A 21,954-nucleotide genomic window follows, 5' to 3' on the forward strand; every position below is an offset into this window, starting at 1 on the left:
AAATTATTGACTTGATGGAGTCTGGAAACCATATTAAACGGGGCGTATCTGAAAAGCTTAAGAGTAGGAAAAACTTAATCAAAGAATAAAATGAAAAAAATCAATTTAATGTTAATTATTATTAGTGGAGGCTTAATAATCTCCTGTGGAGGTAAGAATGACAAAAGTGAATCAAAAAGCAAAGAAGAAGAGAAAATATCTACTGAGGTATTGGTGAAAAATGATTGTCAATGCTCAGATTTAAATTTGGAAAATAACTTACTGAATGGAATTCCTCGAAAATTAAAAGATATAAGAAAAAAAGGAACAAATGAATTGTATACTGGAACTTGTATAGAAAAAGACCAACACGATTCTATTATTAGAAAAGTTGAGGTAAAGAATGGTTGGGTAAACAGAGAAATTCTTAAAAAGAAAATTGATAAGAGCAAGTCTTATATTACAATGAGCGATTTTACCTTTGAAAATGCTGCAAAAAATAGTGGATGGAGTATAGATATTGGTCAATTATCTGAAAAAGACGAAGGTGTTAGCAGTTATTATGTTAGTAAGTTTGAGGAAATGCAAAATGGAAAAATAATCAATAATTGGGTGTTAGATTTGAAAAATTTTGACTTTGATTATAATATAAATGATGTTGTGTATGGAGTTTATTCAATAAAGTTTGAACCCTCTCGTAAAGATGGATTAGATGATAAAAACTGGAAACCTAATTCTATGTCTAATGCTGAATCTGACCGTCCAAATTATGGTGGGCCATGGATTGTGAAAAATATTTCACTAAGTGAATATTCACAAATATTAAATGGATTAAAAAAAGAAGTTCCACATTTTAATTATTGGAAATAATATAAAGTTTCATAATAAACAGATAGTAGAATTATAATTTAAAAAAGTATGAAGAAAATAATTACTGTGGTATTGATTTTAGTGTTCAATTTAGGTTTCTCTCAATTAAATGGAGTTTACAAAAGTAAAGATGGTTTGTATAAACTTACAATTTCTAACTATTCAAAACAGAAACAATCATTTAATTTTGTTTGGGAGGGATTAAATCCAAATGATTTATGTAGTTGTGGTGGAGAAGGAATAGCTAGAGAGGACAACGATGAACCAAAAAATGGAGAATTTTTTCTAACCGAAGAAGATCCTCAAGGAGGATACAACTATATACTTCAATTTAACGTTAAACCTAATAATGTGTTAAATGTTAAAGTGTTAGGAAATATTGATATGCTGTGGGGTTGTGGTAATGGTTGTCGAATAGGAAATGAAATTTTTCACAAAATAGTTTCTAAAAAAAGAAAAGTATAGATATTATACCCTTAAATATAAAAAAGAAATCTTGTTCTTATTAACAAGATTTCTTTTTTATATAGATATTGAGATTAATTTAGTCTCTCCATCTTTATCTTTAATTCTTCAATTTGTATTTTAATTCTCAATTTTTCCCTTTTTTTAGGATCTTTTTCAAACTTTAGTTTGAAGTTTCCAATTTCAATATTAGTCTGGCATTTTTTAATTTTATCATTATCAATCATTCTAGTTTATTTAATTTTTCTGTAAGAATGATTTCCATTAATTCGAATACAGTCGTTTCGTTATATAAATGCAAATTCTTATATCTAATAATTTCAGGTTTTTGCTTTTTTATTTCTCTTTGTATTTTAGATTTGGAAACTTTTAAAATTTGTTTGATAGTTTCAATATCATAAAGTGTTTTATCGTCTTTTATAAATTTTATCATTCTTTAATCTCCAATAATTTTTTTCTAGTTTTTTATACTCTTTTAAGAGATCATCAATATTTTCGTCATCAATATTTTCATCATTGTTTTGTTCATTTTCGTTTGAAGTGCTATTGTCATCATCAGGGTTTAAAATATCATCAATGTTGTCAACTAATTTGGTATTGTTTTTTTTTGCTTTTTCTGTTTCTTCTTGAGGTATTTCCTGGTCTTCCTTATTGTATTTCTCGACAACGAACTTTGCGAAGTCGATATACAAGCTTGTTTTCTTTTTCATATAATATTTTTCTTTTTTTTGAATTAAAACAAATCGATTCAATTCATATATTATATATAAGAAATGTAAAGGTGTTTTTTTAATAGATGGATTTTTTAAAGTAATATTTTTATGTATGTTGTATTAGCATGTAAATACATTTCTTGGGCATTTCTCAAATATTTTAAAACAATTGACTTTAATGAGTCTTCAGTTCTTTTTTACTACCTTTGCGACATTTAAGATAAAAGAAGATAATAAAGTTTCCCACTTTTTGTCCCGCTTTTGAAGGGGTGTTATTTATTTTGTTGAAAATAAACATATTAGAAACAACTATACTTTTGCGCATGCAACACAACGTACTTATTTTAGATTTCGGATCGCAATATACACAGCTTATTGCGCGTAGAGTTCGCGAATTAAATATATTCTGCGAAATTTTTCCTTACAATCACATTCCAAGTGATTTATCAAGTTATAAAGCCGTAATTTTAGGAGGAAGCCCTTTCTCTGTTAGAGGAGAAGATGCACCGCATCCTGATTTATCGCAAATTAGAGGTAAAATGCCTTTACTTGCTGTTTGTTACGGAGCACAATATTTAGCACACTTTAGTGGTGGAGAAGTTGCTGCTTCAAACACAAGAGAATACGGTAGAGCTAACTTGTCTTATATTAAAGAAGGCGAAACTTTCTTTGAAGGAGTTTCAGAAAACAGCCAAGTTTGGATGAGCCATAGCGATAGTATCAAAGCGCTTCCAACAAATGCTGTAAAGCTTGCAAGCACACATGATGTAGAATATGCAGCTTACAAAATTGAAGGCGAAACTACTTATGCAATTCAATACCATCCAGAAGTTTACCATTCAACAGATGGAAAACAGATGTTGGAAAACTTCTTAGTAAAAATTGCTGAAGTTCCTCAAAACTTTACTCCAAATGCTTTCGTTGACGAAATGGTAGCAGAATTAAAAGAGAAATTAGGAAACGATAAAGTAGTTCTTGGTTTATCTGGAGGAGTAGATTCTACAGTAGCAGCAGTTTTATTAAACAAAGCAATCGGACAAAACTTATACTGTATCTTCGTTAACAACGGACTTTTGCGTAAAAACGAATTCCAAAATGTATTAGATCAATACAAAGGAATGGGATTAAATGTAAAAGGAGTAGATGCTGGAGATCGTTTTCTTGGCGAATTAGCCGGAATCAGTGATCCAGAAACAAAACGTAAAACAATTGGTCGTGTATTTATCGAGGTTTTTGATGATGAATCACACTTGTTAGAAGATGTAAAATGGTTGGCGCAAGGAACTATTTACCCAGACGTAATCGAATCTGTTTCGGTAAAAGGACCATCTGCAACTATTAAATCACACCACAATGTTGGTGGATTACCAGATTATATGAAATTAAAAATTGTAGAACCACTTAGAATGCTTTTCAAAGATGAAGTACGAAGAGTAGGAGCTACATTAGGAATAGATCCTGAATTATTAGGAAGACACCCTTTCCCAGGACCAGGATTATCAATCAGAATTTTGGGAGATATTACTCCAGAGAAAGTTAGAATTTTACAAGATGTAGATTCTGTATTTATCGAAGGATTAAAATCTTGGGGATTATACGATAAAGTTTGGCAAGCTGGAGCAATTTTGCTTCCTGTAAACTCTGTTGGGGTTATGGGCGATGAGCGTACTTACGAAAAAGTAGTAGCGCTTAGAGCTGTAGAATCGACAGACGGTATGACTGCTGACTGGGTTCATTTACCTTACGATTTCTTGATGAAAGTATCAAATGATATCATCAATAAAGTAAAAGGCGTGAATCGTGTAGTTTACGATATTAGTTCAAAACCACCTGCAACAATTGAGTGGGAATAGTAGTATATTTTAAAATTAAGGTCTTACATTTGTAAGGCCTTAATTTTTATAACCTACTATTTATGAGAGAATTTTTAACGTTTTTTCTTGTCTTTATTTTGTGTTTTAACAAAATAACTGCACAAGATTCATTTATCGAGCACAAAATTCAAAAGGGAGAAACCGCTTATTTTATAGCTCAAAAGTACAAGGTTTCGGTTGAAGAGATCTACAAATTCAATCCCGAATCACAAAACGGAATCAAAGACAATCAAATTATTAAGGTTCCGGTTCATTCTTCAGAAAAACCAAAGCAAGATCAACAAATTACTCACATTGTTGGTGAAAAGGAAACTTTTTACGGTTTATCAAAAAAATATCATGTTTCTCAAGAAGCACTTCAGGAAGCAAATAAAGAAATTCTCGCCGGCGGACTTCAAGTGGGTCAGGAATTGGTTATTCCGCAAAATAGTTCAAATCTTTCGAAAACTGAAATTTCAAATTCTTCAAAAACAACACATCTTGTTATCGCAAAGGAATCCTTGTTCAGTATTGCCAGACAATACAATGTTTCGGTTCAGGATTTAGAAAGTCTGAATAAAGATATTTTGATTAACGGTTTGCAGATTGGACAGACGATTTCAATTCCGAATAAAAGAAAAACGTTGGATGGAAGAGTTCGTGTTATTAATCAGGAAACGGTTTTTCATGTAGTTGAACCAAAAGAAACGAAATTTTCGATTGCTAAAAAATACGGAATTTTGATCGATCAATTGGAATCGCAAAATCCAGAAATTGTAAACGGATTAATTGTTGGAAATAAATTAGCCATCAATACAAAAGAAATAAAACCTGCAAATGAAAGTGAAGAATTGATGCTTGCTTTGGCAGAAAAACAAGTTGTAGTTGAAAAAACAAAAGCCAAAACTGTAGAATTAGAAGATTTAAAAGACAGATTGGTAATTCAGAAAGAAATGAATCAGAAGATTATCAAAATCAATGATTTGAAAGTAAATCTGAATGATATGAATGGTTCTAAAGAAAATTCGGTTGAAAAACTTCGATTGGTTTTAGAAGCCAATAAAAATGTTCAGGATATTTTGATGGCTAAACTGGATTCATTGGTAAACACGATGAATAATGATTTGGTTGAATTAAAACGAATGGATGTTTTGAATGTTGATGAATCAAAACGTTTGGAAAAACTATCATATGAAAGCATTGGGAAAACAAGTGAATTATCTTCTCAATTAAAAAAAGAATTGGCTGAAAACAGAAAAGCATATGCCGGCTTGATGAATAAAGTAGAGAAAATTGCTGTTGAAGAAAATCAGGAATACAAGAAAAAAATTCGCGAAAGCGAGAAAAATAATAATGTGACTTCAATTCAGCAAAGGCTTTCTTTAGAAGAAATCAAACGCTACAAAATCCAACAGGAGCAAGGCGATGCCCAAAATCAGCTTTTGATTGCCAAAATCGATTCATTGGATACTCAGAAACAAATTGAAGTAAAAAGACATATTAGCAAAGCTTCTTATTATAGTATGGAAGCTCGAAAATTTGATGACAAATTAGCTTTGATGAAACTGAAAAAGTATCAGGATGAAGCAATTAAAAAGCAAAATAAATCAGGTGTTCCTGAAGCTTCAAAAACAGTTTCGTTAGAAGAAATGAAGCGTGAATTGGAAGAAAATCCGCTTAAAAAAGATAAAATAGTAAAAGTGGAAGTTTTTGATAATCTTAAAGAAGTTTCAAACGGGTATTACTTAGTTTTAGGTATATTTACAGACGCAACACTTCGCGATAAGCTTATCATGAAACTTATTGATTCTGGTGATTTTAACGCAAGTTTCTTTTTCAATATAAACAGTCTTTCGTATTATGTTTACTCGGACAAGTTCGAAAACATGGAAGAAGTTTTGTATAAATGCAAGAAAAAGGAAGAAGATGAGTTATATAAAGAAATTAGTATTGCCAAAGCAGAGATTGATCTCAGATAATATTTGGGCAGGAATTAACACTGGCCCGAATCTTGCTTTGTCTAGAATTTAGTAACTTGTTTTTGAATTAAAAATTAAATTGTTTTAAGTCCTATTTATGAAATATTATTCAACATTATTGTCTTTGGTTTTTTTTGTAACCTGTTCAGCTTTTTCACAGGAAAAAGTGGTGAAATATACAGTTACAGGCGGAGAAACAATAAACCAGATTGCCGTAAAATTTAAAGTTACGCCTTATGATATTTATGCATTAAATCCAGATGCGAGAAATGGAGTGAAACCAAATACTGTTTTGCTGATTCCTGCAAGTGGAAAAACTACGGTAAAATCTGAGCCTGCTGTGGCAAAAACACCCGTTAATACAAAAGATATTATTCACGAAGTACAGCCAAAAGAGACTTTTTACAGCATCGAACATAAATATGGAATTTCGGATGAAGCGTTGAAAGCTGCGAATCCGTTTTTAGAAAAAGACGGCGTTCAAATTGGACAAAAATTGGTAATTCCGGCGAAAGGTTCAGTTCCAAAAACAGCAGCAAAACCAGCTAAAAATTCATCTCAAGAAAAATATGTTTATCATGATGTCTTGGCAAAAGAAACCAAATTTGGTATTGCGAAACAATACAATATGACAGTTGAGGAATTGGAAAAACGAAATCCTGAAATTGTTTCAAACCTTCCAGTTGGCTATCGTTTGACTATAAAAGGAACTGCTCCTAAAACAGATGCAGCTCCAATTGCAAATACAGCTAAACCTACTGAAGCTAAAAAAACTGATACTCCTAAAAAAGCGACAACTTATATGGATTATCAGGTTAAGCCAAAAGAGACTTTTTATAGTTTAGGAAGAACATTTCATTTGACGCAAGACGAGTTGGTAGCTTTGAATCCTTCGCTTTCAGAAGGTGTAAAAGAGGGAATGGTTCTAAAAGTTCCGACAGGATATTTAGCGCCACAGCCAATTATTCCTCAAGCACAACCACAAATAGTTGAGAAAACTGTTGAGAAACCAATTGAAAAAGCAGCAGATGCACCTAGCGGAATTAAAATTGTTGATAAAGTAAAATCTGAAACAGTTTCTGCAGATCCTGAAGTGATAGAACTGACAAAGAAAAGAGGTCAGACAGATCGCCAAAAAGTGGTTTTATTATTGCCGTTTAATTTGGCAAAACTTCAAAGTGATACAACGAGTTTGGCAACAAAAATCAAAACGGATAAATTCTTAAATATGACTTTGGATTTTTATTCGGGAGCAATGATGGCGATTGATTCGGCTAAAGCTTTGAAATTGCCTATTGATGTTTCGATTTATGATTCAGGAGAAACCAAAACGACATCTAACGTTTCAAGTTTGATTGCGCAAAATAAATTGCAGAATGCAAATGCTGTGATTGGGCCATTTTATCAAAACAATGCTGAGTCGACTGCAAATTCACTTCGCATATATAATATTCCGGTGATTTCACCTTTATCAAAAGATGTAGCAAATCCAATTGATAATTTGTATCAAGCGATTCCGTCAAACGATGTGGTGCGTAATTCAGTTTTTGATTATATGCGCGCCAAAAACGGAAATATTGTAGCTGTTGTTGACAAGAAAAAAGAGTCGGTAATCAACTATATCAAACAAAACCAAAAAGGAGTTGTATTTGCTACATTGACAGAAACAGGTGGATTAGATGTTGCGAATTTAAAAGGTTTATTGCTTCCTGGCCGTATAAACTATGTAGTGATGGAAACTGGAAATACAGCAATGGTAAAAGCAACCATAAAAGCGTTGCTTGATTCGCAAAAGACGTGTCAGGTTCAATTAGTAATTTTAGAGCCAAATAATACATTGGATACAGATGAAATTAATTTTGATAATTTAGTTAAACTGAATTTGATGTATCCATCAGTAACACGAGAAAGCAGTGAAGCAAGAGCTTTGATTTTCAAAAAAGAATACCGTTTAAAAAACAAAGTAAATCCGAATGTTTATGCAACAAAAGGATTTGATGTTACTTTTGACACGATGATGCGTTTGGTTCAAGGGAAAACATACCAAGAAACGGCCGATTTAATGACCACAGAACAAGTGGACAATAAATTTCAATATTACAAAAAAGAAGATGGAGGACACGCAAACAAAGGTGTTTACATTTTATATTACGACAGTGATTTAACTTTAAAAGAAGCAAATTAATGACATCAAAAGTAACCTATTTAGGCGATTTAAGAACAAGTTCAATTCATGTGCAGTCTGGAAGCGAAATTATTTCAGATGCGCCATTAGATAATAACGGAAAAGGGGAGGCTTTTTCTCCAACAGATACAGTTGCAAATGCATTAGCAAGTTGTATGATGACGATTATGGGAATCAAAGCCCGCGATATGGAAGTTGATTTTGTAGGGTCTACCGCAGAAGTAACAAAAATAATGAATGCGGAACCAAGACGAATTGGTGCAATCGAAATTGTTTTTCAAATGAAAAGTAATGCTGATGAAAAAAGTAGAACAATTTTAGAGCGTGCAGCAATGACTTGTCCAGTGTTTTTGAGCTTGAGCAGTGAAATTGAAAAGAAAATTAGTTTCAACTGGAATTAATTTTTAACCGAATATTAATATGGAGCTGTCCCAAAAGGACAGCTTTTTTTGTAAGCTTCGGAGAAGCGAAATACCTATAGAAAAGAATATTTATGCAATAAAGCTCCAGCGGAGCGACATTTTTGATATGTCGCTCCGCTGGAGCTTTTTCTTATTTGTTTGATTTAAATTCTATAAATATTTTACCCCGCTGGGGCTTTTTTTATAAAATATCTGCTTATTCTAGAGGTTTTTAATAGGGCTTTTTTAACCTTTTTCTGGTCTTAATTCTTGTAAAATTGGCGATGCAATTGTTTTGACTTCTTTCTGAATTGTTTCATTTTTTTGTTCAAAAATCGTAATCTCATTTTTGCCTTTTTTCAGCCAGCATCCTGGAACATAAAGTGTTTGTTGTGGGCCAACACTCCAATAGCGCCCAATATTAATTCCGTTAATAAAGACAATTCCTTTTCCAAAATCTCTCATATCCAAGAATGTATCTCCAGTTTTTTTCAGATCAAAAGTTCCTTGATATAAAGTAGGACGATTTGCTTTTCCTGAGTTTTTATAAGCAGTTAAATCTGGTTTTTTATCCATTGGCAGTTTGTACATTTCCCAATTTCCAGTAATCGTTTCTCCATTGATGATAACTGGACTAACAATTCCTTTGTTATTAGAATTTATCTGCGAACCATAATTAATGCGTCCCATATTTTCCACAATAATATCTAAAGTTGCATTGAAAGGAACTTCAATTTCACAATCGTATTTTTTGTAATAGCGGTTTAACTCGGCAATTTTTTTTCCGTTAACATATACGATAGCGTAATCACGTAAACCGTTTAATTCTAATTTCCCGCTGATTGGTTGTGTAAATTTTTTGCTGTACCAAACATAACCATCACCTTGATTTAATTGCTCAAATGTTTGTGGTGTATCTTCGAAAACAGGTTCTATTTTCGATTTTAAATCATCTAAATCAACGACTTTAGAAAGGGAAATATTCGGAATCGTAATTACCGGAATTTGATCTGGAATATTTGGGGTTTCTTTAGTTTTTAAAAGTTCTCTCAAGGCATTATACTTTGGAGTTGCCCAACCCGCTTCACTTATTGGGGCATCATAATCGTACGATGTCATGTCAGGCTGAATGTCGTGCTCTTTATCGTAATTTGCACCAGATGTAAATCCGAAATTGGTTCCGCCGTGCACCATATAATAATTGAAAGAAACATTGTTGTCTAAATATTTTTTAGTCTGGCGAACGGTTTGTTCTGGTTTTTGTGTTGGAAATGGTTCTGCCCAATGATCTAGCCAGCCCGGATAAAATTCGGCAACCATATAAGGGCCTTTCCCATTATGGAATTGATCTACGACTTTTTTTAGTTTTGTAACGTCATCCTCACCGTTTGCAGTTGGTAGAGCTCCTGGCAAAGCACCACCTTCAAAAAGCCAACTTCCATCTGAAGTGAAAAACGGAACTTCAAAACCAACATCTTTTAATTGTTGAAAAACGGCTGCACTGTATTTTTTATGCTCTTCTAATGAAATGTCTTTTCGCTGTGAAACGTACGAACCAAATTCATTTTCGCCTTGAACCATAATAATTGGCCCGCCTTTCGTGATTTGTAAATTGGCAACTTGTTTGTATAATTCGGTAAAATAAGCTTTTGTTGCAGCTAAATATGCCGCGTTATTTCCACGAATAACCATATTTGGAACATTCTGCAAAAACCAAGGATAACCTCCAAATTCCCATTCTGCACAAACGTAAGGACCTGGACGTAAAATCACAAATAAACCTTCTTCTTGAGCTATTTTAATATATTCGGCCAAGTTTTTATTGCCTGTTTTAAAATCCCATACGCCGGGAGCGATTTCGTGATAATTCCAAAACACATAAGTGGCAACGGCATTTAGTCCCATTGCTTTCATCATTTTTAGGCGATGTCTCCAATACGGCTGCGGAATTCGAGAATAATGCATTTCTCCAGAGTGAATTTGTATTGGTTTTCCATCTAAAAGAAAATTTCCATCGCTGATTGCGAAAGTTTGTTTGTTCTGCGCTGATGCTTCTGAAAATAAGCAACAAGCGATAAAAAGAAATAAAGCTATTTTTTTCATTGTGTTGTGATAAGATTTGCTTGAAAACAGACAAGAGGACAAATATAAACTTTGCCCTCTTGTCTTCCTAACTAACCAATATTTATTCTGAAAACTCTAATTTTTTCAATTTATTCCAGCCTCCTCTTGTGAAATCAGGAATTTCTACGGGTGCAGAATTATTATCTAATGAAATTTCTGTCAGTGGGCCTAAACAAGACCATTCTGCTAAATCGTAAACATCCATATCTAACGGAAGCCCTTTTTGCAAACAGTGAATTAAACGATAATCCATAATAAAATCCATTCCGCCATGACCGCCTACTTTTTTGGCTTGTTCTTCGATTCCTTTTGCAATCGGGTGTTTGTATTTTTCCATTAAAGCTTTTTTCACTTCTTCCGGAACAAAAGAGTGTGCGCTCAATTTTTCATGATTTGGTTTTACATCGTCGCCAAGTTCTTTTCCGTCTAAGGCATAACCTTCTAACGGATATTTATTAGCAAATCCTTTTGTACCGCTCAATTGATACATTCTGCTGTACGGACGAGGAGAAGTAACGTCATGCTGAATCTGAATTGTTTTTCCATTTTCCGTACGAATCATCGTCATGGTGTGATCTCCGTTTCTAAAATCTTTAATTTCCTGCCCTGATTTTTCTTTGATATATGCAGGATTCCCAACCGCTTTTGTATCCATAGAAACCAAGAAATTCATTTTGTCACCACGGTGGATATTTAGTGCTTGACACGCAGGTCCCATTCCGTGTGTTGCATAAATATCACCGCGATGTTTAATGTTGTAATCCATTCTCCAGTTGTTCCAGTATTCTCCCCAAAATGGCTGAAGACCGTGAATGTAAGATCCTTCAGCATGAAGAATTTCACCAAATAAACCTTGTTGCGCCATATTTAAAGTTGTCAATTCGAAGAAATCATAAACGCAGTTTTCAAGTTGCATACAGTGTTTTCTTGTTTTTTCTGAAGTATCAATTAGTTCCCAGATTTCTTTCATAGTCAAAGCTCCCGGAACTTCAATTGCAACGTGTTTTCCATCTTTCATGGCCTGCACTCCAATTACGGCATGATGCAACCAATCTGTGGCCACATACACTAAATCTACATTTGGCAGCGCTGTAACTTTTCTCCAAGCATTTTCGTCTCCATAAAATTCTTGAGCTTTTGGGAATCCAGCTTTTGTCAAAATTTCATTGGCTTTTGAAGTGTTTTCCTGCTTCATGTCACAAAGTGCGATAATTTCAACACCTGGAATATGCGTCATACGCTCAACAGCACCTGGTCCGCGCATTCCTAAACCAATGAAAGCAATACGAACTGTTGGGATAGCAGGTGCAGACATCCTAAGAACATCTTGCTGTCCTTTTGGCCTTGATGGTGTTTTGGTCTTGATCATTTGCGCCGAGACTGTCCAGCCAAATAAAATGCAAACAATTAAAAAGAGTTTTAAAATACGAGTTTTCATGTGTGGTTATTTATTTTTTTTATTATTTAAAGCAATCATTTTTAAGGCAAAGCATCAAAATTGATTTCTGGTTTTTTATTGTTTAATGGTCTTGTGAAAACGGTTTTTGGTGTTGTAAAATCGTTGAAGAAACCGCCATCTTTTAGATAAAAAGAATTCTTTTCCAGCCCGCCGGCAAAATCCATTCGATACCCTTTTGCACCGGTATTGTCTGTTGTAAAACGAGCAGAATTAACTTCAGTCCAATTTCCTTTTTCGTCACAAACCCATTGATTATTAAAGAGAACTTTACGCGATAAATCACCTTGTTCAGGAACAAAATTTTCTAAAAAGGAATGAAATCTTTTTAAATAAGTATTGGTTTGAGGTCGATTGAAACTCGCGATCAACAACCACTTTTTTAATTCTGGCGCATAAAAATAAGCTGTATATGTTGTTGAATTATTGTTTTCGGGAAAACCTCTTAATAGAAATTTATAAGTTGTTCCTGCTTTCCAATTGTATTTGAGATAACTCTGCCCACCGGAACCTTCACTTCCAAATTCGCCTGTATGAACGTTTTCTCCTTTTTTAAGCATTTTTATTCTTTGATTTTCAGGAATGCTTTTTGGATCATCTGTCGTAAACGGACTCCAAACTGAAAACAGAATTCTTCTTTCTGTTGCCGAATTTACCTGAATTCCAAAATAGCCTTCGCCAAATCCGTTTGCCATAAAATAAGAGCCAATTTTGTCTTCCTTTTCTGGAACTGTAATTTCGTTATAATACCATTCGGCATTGATGTTTTCGGGAACTTGAAAATTTAAATGAACAGACGGTCCGCGTCGTCCCCAGTGATAAAAGTTGCCTTCGTTATTTGGAACATAAGAAATTTTTCCGTCGTAATTTGAGCTTGAAATCGTTAAACGGTTTATAGATGGAAATTGAGAACCGCTTTTGCTGATTCCTTTTATTTTTAATGCCACATAGCCTTCTTGATTGATGTTCCAGTTTCCAATTACAACAGCTTTTTTAGAAGTGCTAAAACTTACTTTTTTAGTTTCATTATTTATCGAAAATGCAACTTCTGATTTTCCAAAAACTTCAACTGATTCTTCAACAGAAATCTGGAAGGTTCCGGGCTTTGAAACTCTAAAATAAACTGTAAAAAACTCATTAGGATTTGTCCAGTTTTCAATACCGTTTTCTGCAATAGTAGTACTTCCGTCGATATGTTCAGAACTAAAAGCATTTCCTGCCAGCGGAATAGAAACGGTTGTTTCAGCTTCTTTTTTATCATTCGAAAAAGAAACTAAAAGAAAAGCAAAAAACAAGTAAAATAAATTTTTCATTTGCTGTGATTTTTGGTTTTTTATTTAAAAGTAACCTCTCTAATGAACCAGATTAGAGAGGTTTTCAAAAACAAAACAATTCAAATGGATCTTGCTAATTATTTTTGACTATTAAATTTTTTCATTAATGGCGTCACATGTTTTTTAGTGTCGTCATCTAATGAAGCTAATGCTTTATCTGCTTCGGCTGGCGCGTATTTTGTTAATCCTGATAATCCAGCTGCAATTACGTTGTATGATTGTTCTTTACTGCTTTCTTCCATTAAATTTTTATAAGAAGCATCGCCGGTCGAAGCTAATTTTACAATTGCATTTGCTCTGGCGATTGTCTTTTTATCATTTTTAGCAATATCAAGAAGCGTTTTTAAAACCTGATCTTTTGTTTGTTTTTCATTTAAATCAATTGCTCTGATACTCAGTACTCGCAAATCTTCTTGAGGATCTTTTAATCCTTCCAATAAAATAAGTTGTGATTCCTGACTTTTATCTTTTGAAGCAAATTTTATGGCTTCAATTCGGTTATAATACGATGGTGCATTTTTATATTGAAAAAGATAATCAGCAGCCGTTTTTTTATCGACATTAACTTCGCCAACTAAGATTTTATCTGGATCTAAATCTATAAATTCAGGTTTTGAAGGAAGGTCAAAACTGAAACTTTGTTGTTTTTTATCAATTAAAATATCCTTTCTGATTTTAGTTCCGTTTACATAAAAATCAACTTTTAAAGGCAATGTGAAGGTTTGCACTGCACTATCTTGAGATTGACTTATTGTAATGATAACTTTTCCGTTGGCATATTTGTAAGTCACATCCAAAATCGGACTTCCAGCATTATAATACCATTGATCAAAATAAGGCAACCAGTCTTTTCCCGTCACTTCTTCCATCGATAAACGGAGCTGATGCGGTTCGCCAGATTTATAAGCATTTGTTGTCAAATAATGATTTAATCCTTTAAAAAATGCTTCGTCACCCATTTGGTTTTTCATAGCATACAAAATAATCGAACCTTTAGAATAGCTGATATTGTCAAACATGTCATCTGCATTTTTGTAATGAAAACGTGCTAAAATAGGGCTGTCGCCATTTTTTTGAGAGCGTAAATAATTCTGCAATTTTTCATAACGAGACCTGTCTTCACCATCTTGCCCTGCATCGTGCCCGTGCCAAAGCACTTCTCCAAAAGTGGCAAACGATTCATTCATGGTTAAGTTTGACCAAGATTCAGCCGTTACATAATCTCCAAACCATTGATGAAAAAGTTCATGAGCAATGGTACTTTCTTGATTATCATCTAATAATTCGCGTTCTGTTTTCTGAACATATTCACCGTGAACTGTCGCAGAAGTATTTTCCATCGCACCTCCAAAATAGTCTTTCACGACAATTTGCGAATATTTTGCCCAAGGATATTCGACACCAAGCATTTTGCTATAAAAATTCATCATATCTGGCGTTTTATAAAAAATCTGTTTGGCATATGGCGCATATTTCGGTTCTAAATAATAGCAGACTTCTTTGCCATTATAAGAATCTTTATAGATTTTAAAATCACCAACGGCCATCATAAATAAATAAGGTGCATTTGGCTGTTCCATTTTCCAGATATCTGTTCTTGTTCCGTCTTTGTTTACTTTTTGCGAGGTTAATTTACCGTTTGAAAGTGTGGTATATTTTGCCTCAACGGTCATCGCAATTTCAGAAGTTGTTTTCTGATTTGGTTTGTCGATTGTTGGGAACCAGCAAGAAGAAGCTTCCGTTTCGCCTTGCGTCCATATTTGTGTTGGTTTGTCACCTTTTCCGTCAGGATTAATAAAATACAATCCGTTTGAGTTGGTAATCGATTCTCCGGCTTTGCTTTTCAATTCTGCTGGTTTTGCCGTGTAATTAATGAAAATTGTATACTTTTCTGTGCTTTTATATTTTCTGTTTAAAGCAATAGAAAGTTCTTCGTTATCGTATTTGTATTGCAACGGAATGCTTTTTTTACCATCAATAATAGCAATTTCTTTAAAATCCATTCCTTTTGCGTCCAGCTTAAGCGAATCAGTTTCGTAGAAATGAGGTTTTAAAGTAATCCATTCCTTTCCATACAAATAGCGTTTTCCATAATCGAAAGAAACTTCCAGTTTGGTATGAATTAAATCGTGTGTTTTTAAAGGAGTAGCGCGGTAAATAGATAATTCATCAACCTTTTCTGCTTTGTTTTGTGCCTCAATTTTTGGACTCATCAAAACGACAAGACCCAAAAAAGTATATTTTAAAAAATGGTTTTTCATTTTTATTGTTTTTGAAAGTTCTTTACAATTTTTCGATAATTCTAACTTCACCGTCTTTTTCATCTTCACTCAAAATATTCGATTGTTTTTTGGTGTAAGCCAATAAACTCCACTGCACTATTTTATTTGTCGGATATAAATCTGCCTGAGTTTTAATCCATTTTTCTGCCTCTTGTGAAGAAGACGTTTTTTCTATCGCCCAAGCCGAAACAAGGTTGTTCGCCGGAAGGAAGTTCATAACCGTATTATCCACTACAGGACGGAAAGCGACAATTTTATCTAAAGATTTAGATGCCATTTCTTTATTTCCAAGACTGTTATAACATTGATAATCCAGCCAGTTTTCTAGTCTTTCATCTATGTTTTCGTCATACGGTTTTCCAACGCCTAAATTCTCTGGAAACAGTTTGGCATCAGCAATAAATTGAAGTGCTTTTTTGTACTGCTTGTTTTTGATTTCTGCTAAAGCCAGCATCAATTTAGCTTCATGATACAATTGTCTTCCTGCTGTTGCGCCCTCAAACGGTAGGATTTGCAATTTGGTTAAGAACGAATCTGCTTCGTGGTATTTTTTATTTAGCAATAAAGTTTTAGCGTAAAGCATTCCAATCAAATAATTGTCTTGATGTTTTTTATAGAAAGATTCAGCCGTTGTAAGCGCTTTATCAAATTGCTTTTGAGCGATGTAATATTCTGTAAGCATTTTATGGTATCTCCAGCCTTGTGGATCCAATTTTATAGCTTGTTGAAGACTTGCCAATACGATTGAAGGATCGTCTTTGAATAAAGAAGCTTTTGCGCCATAAAAAGCAGGATCGATTGGTTTTGCACCGCATTCTGAAAACAATCTTTTAGCTTCTGAAATGCTGTTACGATTCCATTCAATTAAACCTAAATGATATTTTAATTGGTATTGATCATTTGTTTTAATTAATGATTTCAAAATTTCAGCAGTTTCATTTCTAAAAGGAAAACTCGTTCCTGGTTTTATTTTGCTTACATCAACAGGTTTATTTTCTAAAAAGGCTTTCCAATAAATAATTTCTGCACTTGGTTCTGCAATAGAAAACACTTTTAAAGCTTCTTCTTTTCGGCTAATATTATTGTACCAGATTCCTAATTCAAGAAAAGTCTGTTCTGGCATTTCGTTTTGAATGGCAGCAACAAAAGCATTTTTTGAATAGTTTGAATTGTTCGAAAGGTATTTTTCAAAATCAGCAAAATGATTCAGTGGATCCAATTTTGTAATGGTTTTTAAAACTGAATTTGCTTTATCGGAATTATTTTGAAGACGATACAAAACGGCTAAAAGCTGTAAACCTTCTATATTGTATTGATTATATACTAAGCTTTTTTCAGCATATTCTACAGCTTTTGGCAAATCGTTTTCTGCCAAATAAATTTTGCTTAAAGCGGTGTAAGCAGGACTGCGAAATTCAACACTTGCAGCAGCAATATCAAAACCATCTTTTGCATCGGTATTATTTCCTAAATGAAAATTCGCTAAAGCATAAAAATAATTGGCAGCAGGATCGTAAGTGTCTATTGATAATGCTTTTTTAGCAACTTCTACAGCTTCTTTATATTCTAATTTTCTAATTTGCAAAGAAGCCAATGCAGAAAGAGCAGGAGCGAAGTTCGGATCTTTTTGTAAACAAGCCGTAAGGTTTTCTTCTGCTTTTACATAATCCTTAAAACTGATGTAGTTTTTTCCTTGCTGATATAATCCGTAAACCGAATTATGATCAAAATCTTTTGGAATTTCTACAGGACGATTGATGTTTCCATCTTCTGGAGCAGAATTCCAAACCAGTTTATTTTCACCTAAAACAAATTTCAATTTATTAGAATCAACTTTTATCTGAATAGAATCTTTGAAAGTTTGCATGGTATTCAAAGCAATATCTTTAGAATACACTTTTTTATCGTTTTCAAAAACTTCAATTTTTTCATTTAATTTTTGAAGAGGAGAAAAATAGATTTTCAACCAACCGTTTTCGTTTTTAATATTGACAGAACCATAATTGTTGGCTTTTACAAAACCTTTTGTCTGTTTTACAGGAAACCAATATTCGGTCCAAGTATCGGTTTGATATGGCGCAAATGAGCGCTGTTTGAAAGGCGTAAGGTTACTGCCTTCGCTCGCTTGATTAAATAATCTACCGCTTTGCACTTCTACATATTGTCCGTCAGTATCGGTTAATAATTTTTCCCAAATCATTCCTTGTTGAGACAATCCCCAAATCCATATTTTTTTGCCCGGTTTATCATCGTGATTGCCATATCTTCCCATTCCGAAATCTTCGTCATGATAATATCCGCCAAAGAAATCATCGTATTTTCCGAATACGTGATACGATTTATAACCTCCAAAATTGTTGTTTTTGTAGAATGACAAATCTTTGCCATTTTCCTTATCAATTGGCCACGAATTGTATTCTCCGTTATGACCGATATAGGTTTGTCCCGGATAAATAAACTGCAGATTTTCGGATGCTTTTATTCCCGTATTCATCCAAGTATAATAAGGCTGTTCGAATTCGGTTGTATTAGACCAAAATGAATTTGTGGTAAAATACGCTTTGTCTTTTGGCAGATTGATATCTAATTTCCAAGAAGTTCTCGTTAATAAATCCAAAACGCCAATCACACAGCTGATGCTTCCGTCTTCTCGGTTTATGATTTTGTAATCGACAGGAGTTGCGCAGTTTGGTGTGTGGCCGATAATTCCGTAATTGCCTTCAACACCGCCGCTTGTCCACGGTCCGCGCATGGCAATGTCTCTAAATTTTACCACATGATTATTGTAAACAATGTCTTTTCCTGTAGATTTTTCTATAGCCGACCAGACTTTTCCGCCAATTTCTGGCAGAATCATCAGTTTAATATAATCGTTTTCGATTTCGATTACTTTCCATTCTTTCTGAATCGGTTTATCGGTAAAACCATCAAAACGGAAATACGGATAAAACTTGGTATCTGGTTTCGGAATCGGATCAGGATCTGAAAACGGATATGTGGTAAATACTTTTTTGTATTCTTTTATAGTGGGTTTGTTTTGTGCTGTGGCAAAGAGGCTTCCAAGGAGTAGAATTGATAAAAATGGTCTAAATTTCATGATGGAGAGCTTGGTTTTTTGTGGTTGTTTCGTAGTAGTTATTGTGTGAAAGTCCCAGCGGGACGTAATATTTATAGAAATACAATTTGATGTCGATAGAAGCCCCAGCGGGGCGGTATATGTCGCTCCGCTGGAGCTTCATAAAAATCCTGATGAATTAATCTATAAATATTACGCTCCTCTGGAGCTTAAACTAATCTAGGCTATTAATTTACTTCACAATCAATAACCATCCTTTTCCTTTAGGAACAGTTATTTCGTCTTTTGTTGTGAACGTTTTTGCAGATTGGAAATTGGTAACCTCCGGAGCAGTAATAGTTGCTTTTGCAGGATTGATTCCTAGTTTTTTCCAATCAATATTTAGTTTCACATTTACATCAGCATCTGCCCAACTTGCGATTGAAATTAAAGCCGTTCCGTTCTTTTTGTAAACTGTTGCTAGAACTTTTTCATTGTTTGTTTTTACAGGACAGTTTTCGCTCCAATATCCAATCATTTCAGAACCTTTAATTCCGAAAGAATCCCATACTTTCCAGATGTTTCTTGGGTCAGCACCATCGCTCCAAGGCAATCTGTTTGTCATTCCGTAAACCATTCCTCTCCATGGATTTCCACCATCTTGAAGCATTTCTCCCATTAATCCAAACGGAATTCCGCTTACTTCAGTTAAGAAAAAGTCAGGTTGATTTTTTTCGTAATCAAAGTATTCTCCAAACCATAATTTATTGATGTACGGGAAGTGTTCCATATATAAGTTGGCACTGTTATTAAATCCGTCGCTTTTGTTGTATTGATTCGCGCTATGTAAATCGATAATTCCAGGGTGACCATCTTTAGTCAAAACTCTTTTGATACGTTTCATTGTGATTCTGTCGAAAGCAACGTCATCTAGATAAATTCCATCAATACCAACATTTTGAGTCAGCCAATTCATTCCTTCCACATAGTAATTATGCCAACGGTTCATGCCACTATTTACAATCGCAGCATCTTTAATTTCTGGAACAAACCAAGCAGCGATATAATCGTCCCCAACATGTTCTTGAAGCCAAGAGAATCCGCCACCTTTTCCTGGAGAATAGATTTCGTGACCTAAACTTCTAAGAACGAAAGTCTCATAAGCCTTGTTAGAAACTTCTCTAACCGTATTGTAGATTTTTACTTTTAATCCTTTTTCGTGCGCTTCATCGATATATGTTTTCATCTTTTTAAATTCGATAAAAGGATAATTGATATACGGATTGATTGCATTTGCGTGGTGAATATTGATTACCGTTGCGCCAGTTTTAGCAATAGAATCGATTGGGCTGTATCTGTGATAAAACTTTGTATCCCATTGAAAATCTGTGTTAATTGTGTGGAAAGGGGTAATTAACAAATTGAAATTATAGTATAACACTTCTCCTTTTTTCATTGTTCTAGCACCACTGTACGCATTTACTACAACTGATTTTTGATTTGGCGTAATCGTAATTCCACCTTTATTTTCGTTGCCCCAAGAAGTTGGAAGCAATAAAGGTTTTTGTAAATAGAAATTCGTGTTTAACGGACGGCTGTATTTTTCGTCTCTCAAAGAAAACTGCAATCCAGAATTTACAGCACCAATCCAAGCGCCGTCTTGGTTTTTATGTGCAACGTCCCATTTCCAGTCAAAAGTTGCAGGACGATCTCCACCTTTTTGACCTAATCCCATCATGTATTTTGCAGCTGTTGGCTGCATTGGCATTTGGAAATTAATGTCGTTAAAGGCAACATCTTCAAGCGCTGTAACTTTCACGATATAATGTACGAAACCATCAAATTCAACTGAAGCGTTCACATCCATTTGAACCGATTTTGAGGTAGAAGTACTTTCCCAAGAAACCGTTCCAGCTTCTTTTTTAGTGAATTTTACCCCACTGTTTTTCCATTGTGCTTCTTTTCCTGATGCATCAACAAAATGAAAATCGATTGGCGAACTTAAAATGTTATTTGGTTTTGCCGTTGTCGTTGTCATTTCTGGAGTAAAGAACGTCTGAATTTGTGCTGGAAATCCATTCGCAGCCAAAGTCAATTTTCTTCCTAATAAAGAAATTTCAGAATCTTTTACGACTAAAGGAATGTAAGGAGCAATAACCGTATTTTCTTGCGCTAAAGTTGAGTTTAACCATTTCAAACGCGTCATTTTTTCAGGACTGTCGATACCGCCATTTTTTGTAACTTCATTAGAAACCGTAATTTGTAAATTGATTTCTTTTGATTTTCCGTCAGCAATAACAGTTGCTTTTCCGTTGTAAGTTCCCGCAGCAACAGTTTGCGGAACGTCTATACCGCACCACATTGCCTGAATTTTTCCTTTAGAAACCGAAACTGTATTTGTAAAAGGAGAACCGTCATATCTTGTTCCGTCAGTATTGATACAATTAATGTCTTTTGCATCAATTGTTCCGGTTGGACCAACTAAATTCGAAAAAGTAACTTTTACATTCTTTAAATCTTCAAGAGCGTAAACTCCTAATTGAAAAGCAAGATATTCACCTTTCATTGCCGTGTCTGAAAAACTATTTTGAACCCCTTTCTGAATCCATCTTTGAGGCAAATCAGTTTTCATTTTAATCGAATGTTCTCTATCTTCTGGAAAAACTAAGAAAGAATTTCCGCTGTTTTTTGCAACAATAGCAGTAGTTTCAGATGCTGTTGCAATAACTTCCATCGGATAAAAGCTATTGAACGCATTTACACTCTGAATCTCAGTTACTGAAGCATTGTCTTTTAAATTTGTTTTAATATTTGAAAGCCATTGTGCATCAGCTTTGTTTTCAGGTTTTTGATAAATTCCTTTCGGATAATTTGCCGTTCCTTCATCAACATATGGCATGTAATAAACGTAATATGTTCCTTTTCCCGAAATAGGTTCAAAGAAAATAGTTCCGTTTTCTCTATTGATGTTTTCGGTTTTTATGTTCTGAATTTCTTTTCCAGATGCATCCTGAACAATGATCTTTTTAAGTTCTGGATTTTGATCTCTTCTTCGCCATTCGATAGTTGTTTTAGCAACATTTCCTGTGCCAGAAAAAGCAATTACAGCACGGTGATTTCCTAATTGATTAGGATTCCAGCTGTCATTTCCGTCTGAATATTTTATTTGGGCAGTCAATGAAATACTGAAAATGAAAAAGCTCATTACCAATATTTGATTTAAAGTTTGTTTGTTTAGTTTCATTGTGTTTGATATTC

General features: G+C 34.0%; 15 protein-coding genes. 6 read left to right on the top strand and 9 right to left on the bottom strand.

Annotated elements, in window-relative coordinates; all coding sequences use genetic code 11:
• Nucleotides 1-90: 90 nt before the first annotated feature.
• Both EYY60_RS14580 and EYY60_RS14585 read left to right on the top strand, forming a co-directional pair.
• Complete coding sequence (locus tag EYY60_RS14580) at nucleotides 91-849, top strand: hypothetical protein (RefSeq protein ID WP_132990057.1); 759 nt, start codon at nucleotides 91-93, stop codon at nucleotides 847-849.
• Nucleotides 850-897: 48 nt separating this feature from the next.
• A complete protein-coding gene (locus EYY60_RS14585) occupies nucleotides 898-1,314 on the top strand; it encodes a hypothetical protein (protein ID WP_132990058.1) in 417 nt (138 codons plus the stop codon).
• A 74-nt stretch (nucleotides 1,315-1,388) separates the two neighbouring features.
• Here EYY60_RS14585 and EYY60_RS22300 read toward each other — a convergent pair whose 3' ends face one another.
• Genes EYY60_RS22300 through EYY60_RS14595 form a run of 3 tightly spaced genes read right to left on the bottom strand, consistent with a single transcriptional unit; the run spans nucleotide 1,389 to nucleotide 2,024 of the window.
• Nucleotides 1,389-1,541 (bottom strand): hypothetical protein, encoded by a 153-nt coding sequence (locus EYY60_RS22300; protein ID WP_162847889.1) that lies wholly within the window; start codon nucleotides 1,539-1,541, stop codon nucleotides 1,389-1,391.
• On the bottom strand, nucleotides 1,538-1,747 hold the full coding sequence (locus EYY60_RS14590; protein ID WP_132990059.1) for a hypothetical protein: 210 nt from the start codon (nucleotides 1,745-1,747) through the stop codon (nucleotides 1,538-1,540). Before EYY60_RS14590 ends, EYY60_RS22300 begins: the two co-directional genes overlap by 4 nt.
• Complete coding sequence (locus EYY60_RS14595) at nucleotides 1,722-2,024, bottom strand: hypothetical protein (RefSeq protein ID WP_132990060.1); 303 nt, start codon at nucleotides 2,022-2,024, stop codon at nucleotides 1,722-1,724. Before EYY60_RS14595 ends, EYY60_RS14590 begins: the two co-directional genes overlap by 26 nt.
• A 326-nt stretch (nucleotides 2,025-2,350) precedes the next feature.
• Between EYY60_RS14595 and guaA the strand changes: the two genes are divergently transcribed.
• From guaA to EYY60_RS14615, 4 genes are all read left to right on the top strand, one after another.
• Entirely contained in the window at nucleotides 2,351-3,880 is a 1,530-nt protein-coding gene (gene guaA / locus EYY60_RS14600) for a glutamine-hydrolyzing GMP synthase (RefSeq protein WP_026729125.1), read from the top strand.
• 62 nt (nucleotides 3,881-3,942) lie between these two features.
• Nucleotides 3,943-5,859 carry a muramidase family protein gene (locus EYY60_RS14605; RefSeq protein ID WP_132990061.1) on the top strand — a complete coding sequence of 639 codons (1,917 nt, stop codon included), beginning with the start codon at nucleotides 3,943-3,945 and terminating at the stop codon, nucleotides 5,857-5,859.
• A gap of 97 nt (nucleotides 5,860-5,956) precedes the next feature.
• Complete coding sequence (locus EYY60_RS14610; RefSeq protein WP_132990062.1) at nucleotides 5,957-8,044, top strand: LysM peptidoglycan-binding domain-containing protein; 2,088 nt, start codon at nucleotides 5,957-5,959, stop codon at nucleotides 8,042-8,044.
• The gene (locus EYY60_RS14615; protein WP_132990063.1) at nucleotides 8,044-8,445 is read left to right on the top strand and encodes an OsmC family protein; all 402 of its coding nucleotides are present in this window, start codon (nucleotides 8,044-8,046) and stop codon (nucleotides 8,443-8,445) included. Before EYY60_RS14610 ends, EYY60_RS14615 begins: the two co-directional genes overlap by 1 nt.
• Nucleotides 8,446-8,691: 246 nt before the next feature.
• Here the strand turns inward: EYY60_RS14615 and EYY60_RS14620 are convergent, their stop codons facing one another.
• From EYY60_RS14620 to EYY60_RS14645, 6 genes are all read right to left on the bottom strand, one after another.
• Nucleotides 8,692-10,548 (bottom strand): glycoside hydrolase family 35 protein, encoded by a 1,857-nt coding sequence (locus EYY60_RS14620; protein ID WP_132990064.1) that lies wholly within the window; start codon nucleotides 10,546-10,548, stop codon nucleotides 8,692-8,694.
• An 82-nt stretch (nucleotides 10,549-10,630) separates the two neighbouring features.
• The gene (locus EYY60_RS14625) at nucleotides 10,631-12,007 is read right to left on the bottom strand and encodes a Gfo/Idh/MocA family protein (RefSeq protein WP_132990065.1); all 1,377 of its coding nucleotides are present in this window, start codon (nucleotides 12,005-12,007) and stop codon (nucleotides 10,631-10,633) included.
• 41 nt (nucleotides 12,008-12,048) lie between these two features.
• Complete coding sequence (locus tag EYY60_RS14630; RefSeq protein ID WP_132990066.1) at nucleotides 12,049-13,338, bottom strand: DUF3472 domain-containing protein; 1,290 nt, start codon at nucleotides 13,336-13,338, stop codon at nucleotides 12,049-12,051.
• A 98-nt stretch (nucleotides 13,339-13,436) separates the two neighbouring features.
• Nucleotides 13,437-15,620, bottom strand: a complete 2,184-nt coding sequence (locus EYY60_RS14635; protein WP_132990067.1) for a M1 family metallopeptidase — start codon at nucleotides 15,618-15,620, stop codon at nucleotides 13,437-13,439.
• 22 nt (nucleotides 15,621-15,642) lie between these two features.
• Entirely contained in the window at nucleotides 15,643-18,738 is a 3,096-nt protein-coding gene (locus tag EYY60_RS14640; protein WP_132990068.1) for a DUF5107 domain-containing protein, read from the bottom strand.
• Between the two features lie 211 nt (nucleotides 18,739-18,949).
• A complete protein-coding gene (locus EYY60_RS14645; RefSeq protein WP_132990069.1) occupies nucleotides 18,950-21,940 on the bottom strand; it encodes a glycoside hydrolase domain-containing protein in 2,991 nt (996 codons plus the stop codon).
• Between the last annotated feature and the right edge of the window lie 14 nt (nucleotides 21,941-21,954).

The sequence above is a fragment of the Flavobacterium zhairuonense genome (assembly GCF_004352915.1).
GTDB classification, from domain to species: Bacteria; Bacteroidota; Bacteroidia; order Flavobacteriales; family Flavobacteriaceae; genus Flavobacterium; species Flavobacterium zhairuonense.

Coding starts and splice junctions, on each gene's coding strand:
- EYY60_RS14625 (WP_132990065.1), bottom strand. CDS start 12,007: ATGAAAACTCGTATTTTAAAACTCTTTTTAATTGTTTGCATTTTATTT.
- EYY60_RS14630 (WP_132990066.1), bottom strand. CDS start 13,338: ATGAAAAATTTATTTTACTTGTTTTTTGCTTTTCTTTTAGTTTCTTTT.
- guaA (WP_026729125.1), top strand. CDS start 2,351: ATGCAACACAACGTACTTATTTTAGATTTCGGATCGCAATATACACAG.
- EYY60_RS14610 (WP_132990062.1), top strand. CDS start 5,957: ATGAAATATTATTCAACATTATTGTCTTTGGTTTTTTTTGTAACCTGT.
- EYY60_RS14590 (WP_132990059.1), bottom strand. CDS start 1,747: ATGATAAAATTTATAAAAGACGATAAAACACTTTATGATATTGAAACT.
- EYY60_RS14615 (WP_132990063.1), top strand. CDS start 8,044: ATGACATCAAAAGTAACCTATTTAGGCGATTTAAGAACAAGTTCAATT.
- EYY60_RS14585 (WP_132990058.1), top strand. CDS start 898: ATGAAGAAAATAATTACTGTGGTATTGATTTTAGTGTTCAATTTAGGT.
- EYY60_RS14620 (WP_132990064.1), bottom strand. CDS start 10,548: ATGAAAAAAATAGCTTTATTTCTTTTTATCGCTTGTTGCTTATTTTCA.
- EYY60_RS22300 (WP_162847889.1), bottom strand. CDS start 1,541: ATGATTGATAATGATAAAATTAAAAAATGCCAGACTAATATTGAAATT.
- EYY60_RS14595 (WP_132990060.1), bottom strand. CDS start 2,024: ATGAAAAAGAAAACAAGCTTGTATATCGACTTCGCAAAGTTCGTTGTC.
- EYY60_RS14640 (WP_132990068.1), bottom strand. CDS start 18,738: ATGAAATTTAGACCATTTTTATCAATTCTACTCCTTGGAAGCCTCTTT.
- EYY60_RS14645 (WP_132990069.1), bottom strand. CDS start 21,940: ATGAAACTAAACAAACAAACTTTAAATCAAATATTGGTAATGAGCTTT.
- EYY60_RS14635 (WP_132990067.1), bottom strand. CDS start 15,620: ATGAAAAACCATTTTTTAAAATATACTTTTTTGGGTCTTGTCGTTTTG.
- EYY60_RS14580 (WP_132990057.1), top strand. CDS start 91: ATGAAAAAAATCAATTTAATGTTAATTATTATTAGTGGAGGCTTAATA.
- EYY60_RS14605 (WP_132990061.1), top strand. CDS start 3,943: ATGAGAGAATTTTTAACGTTTTTTCTTGTCTTTATTTTGTGTTTTAAC.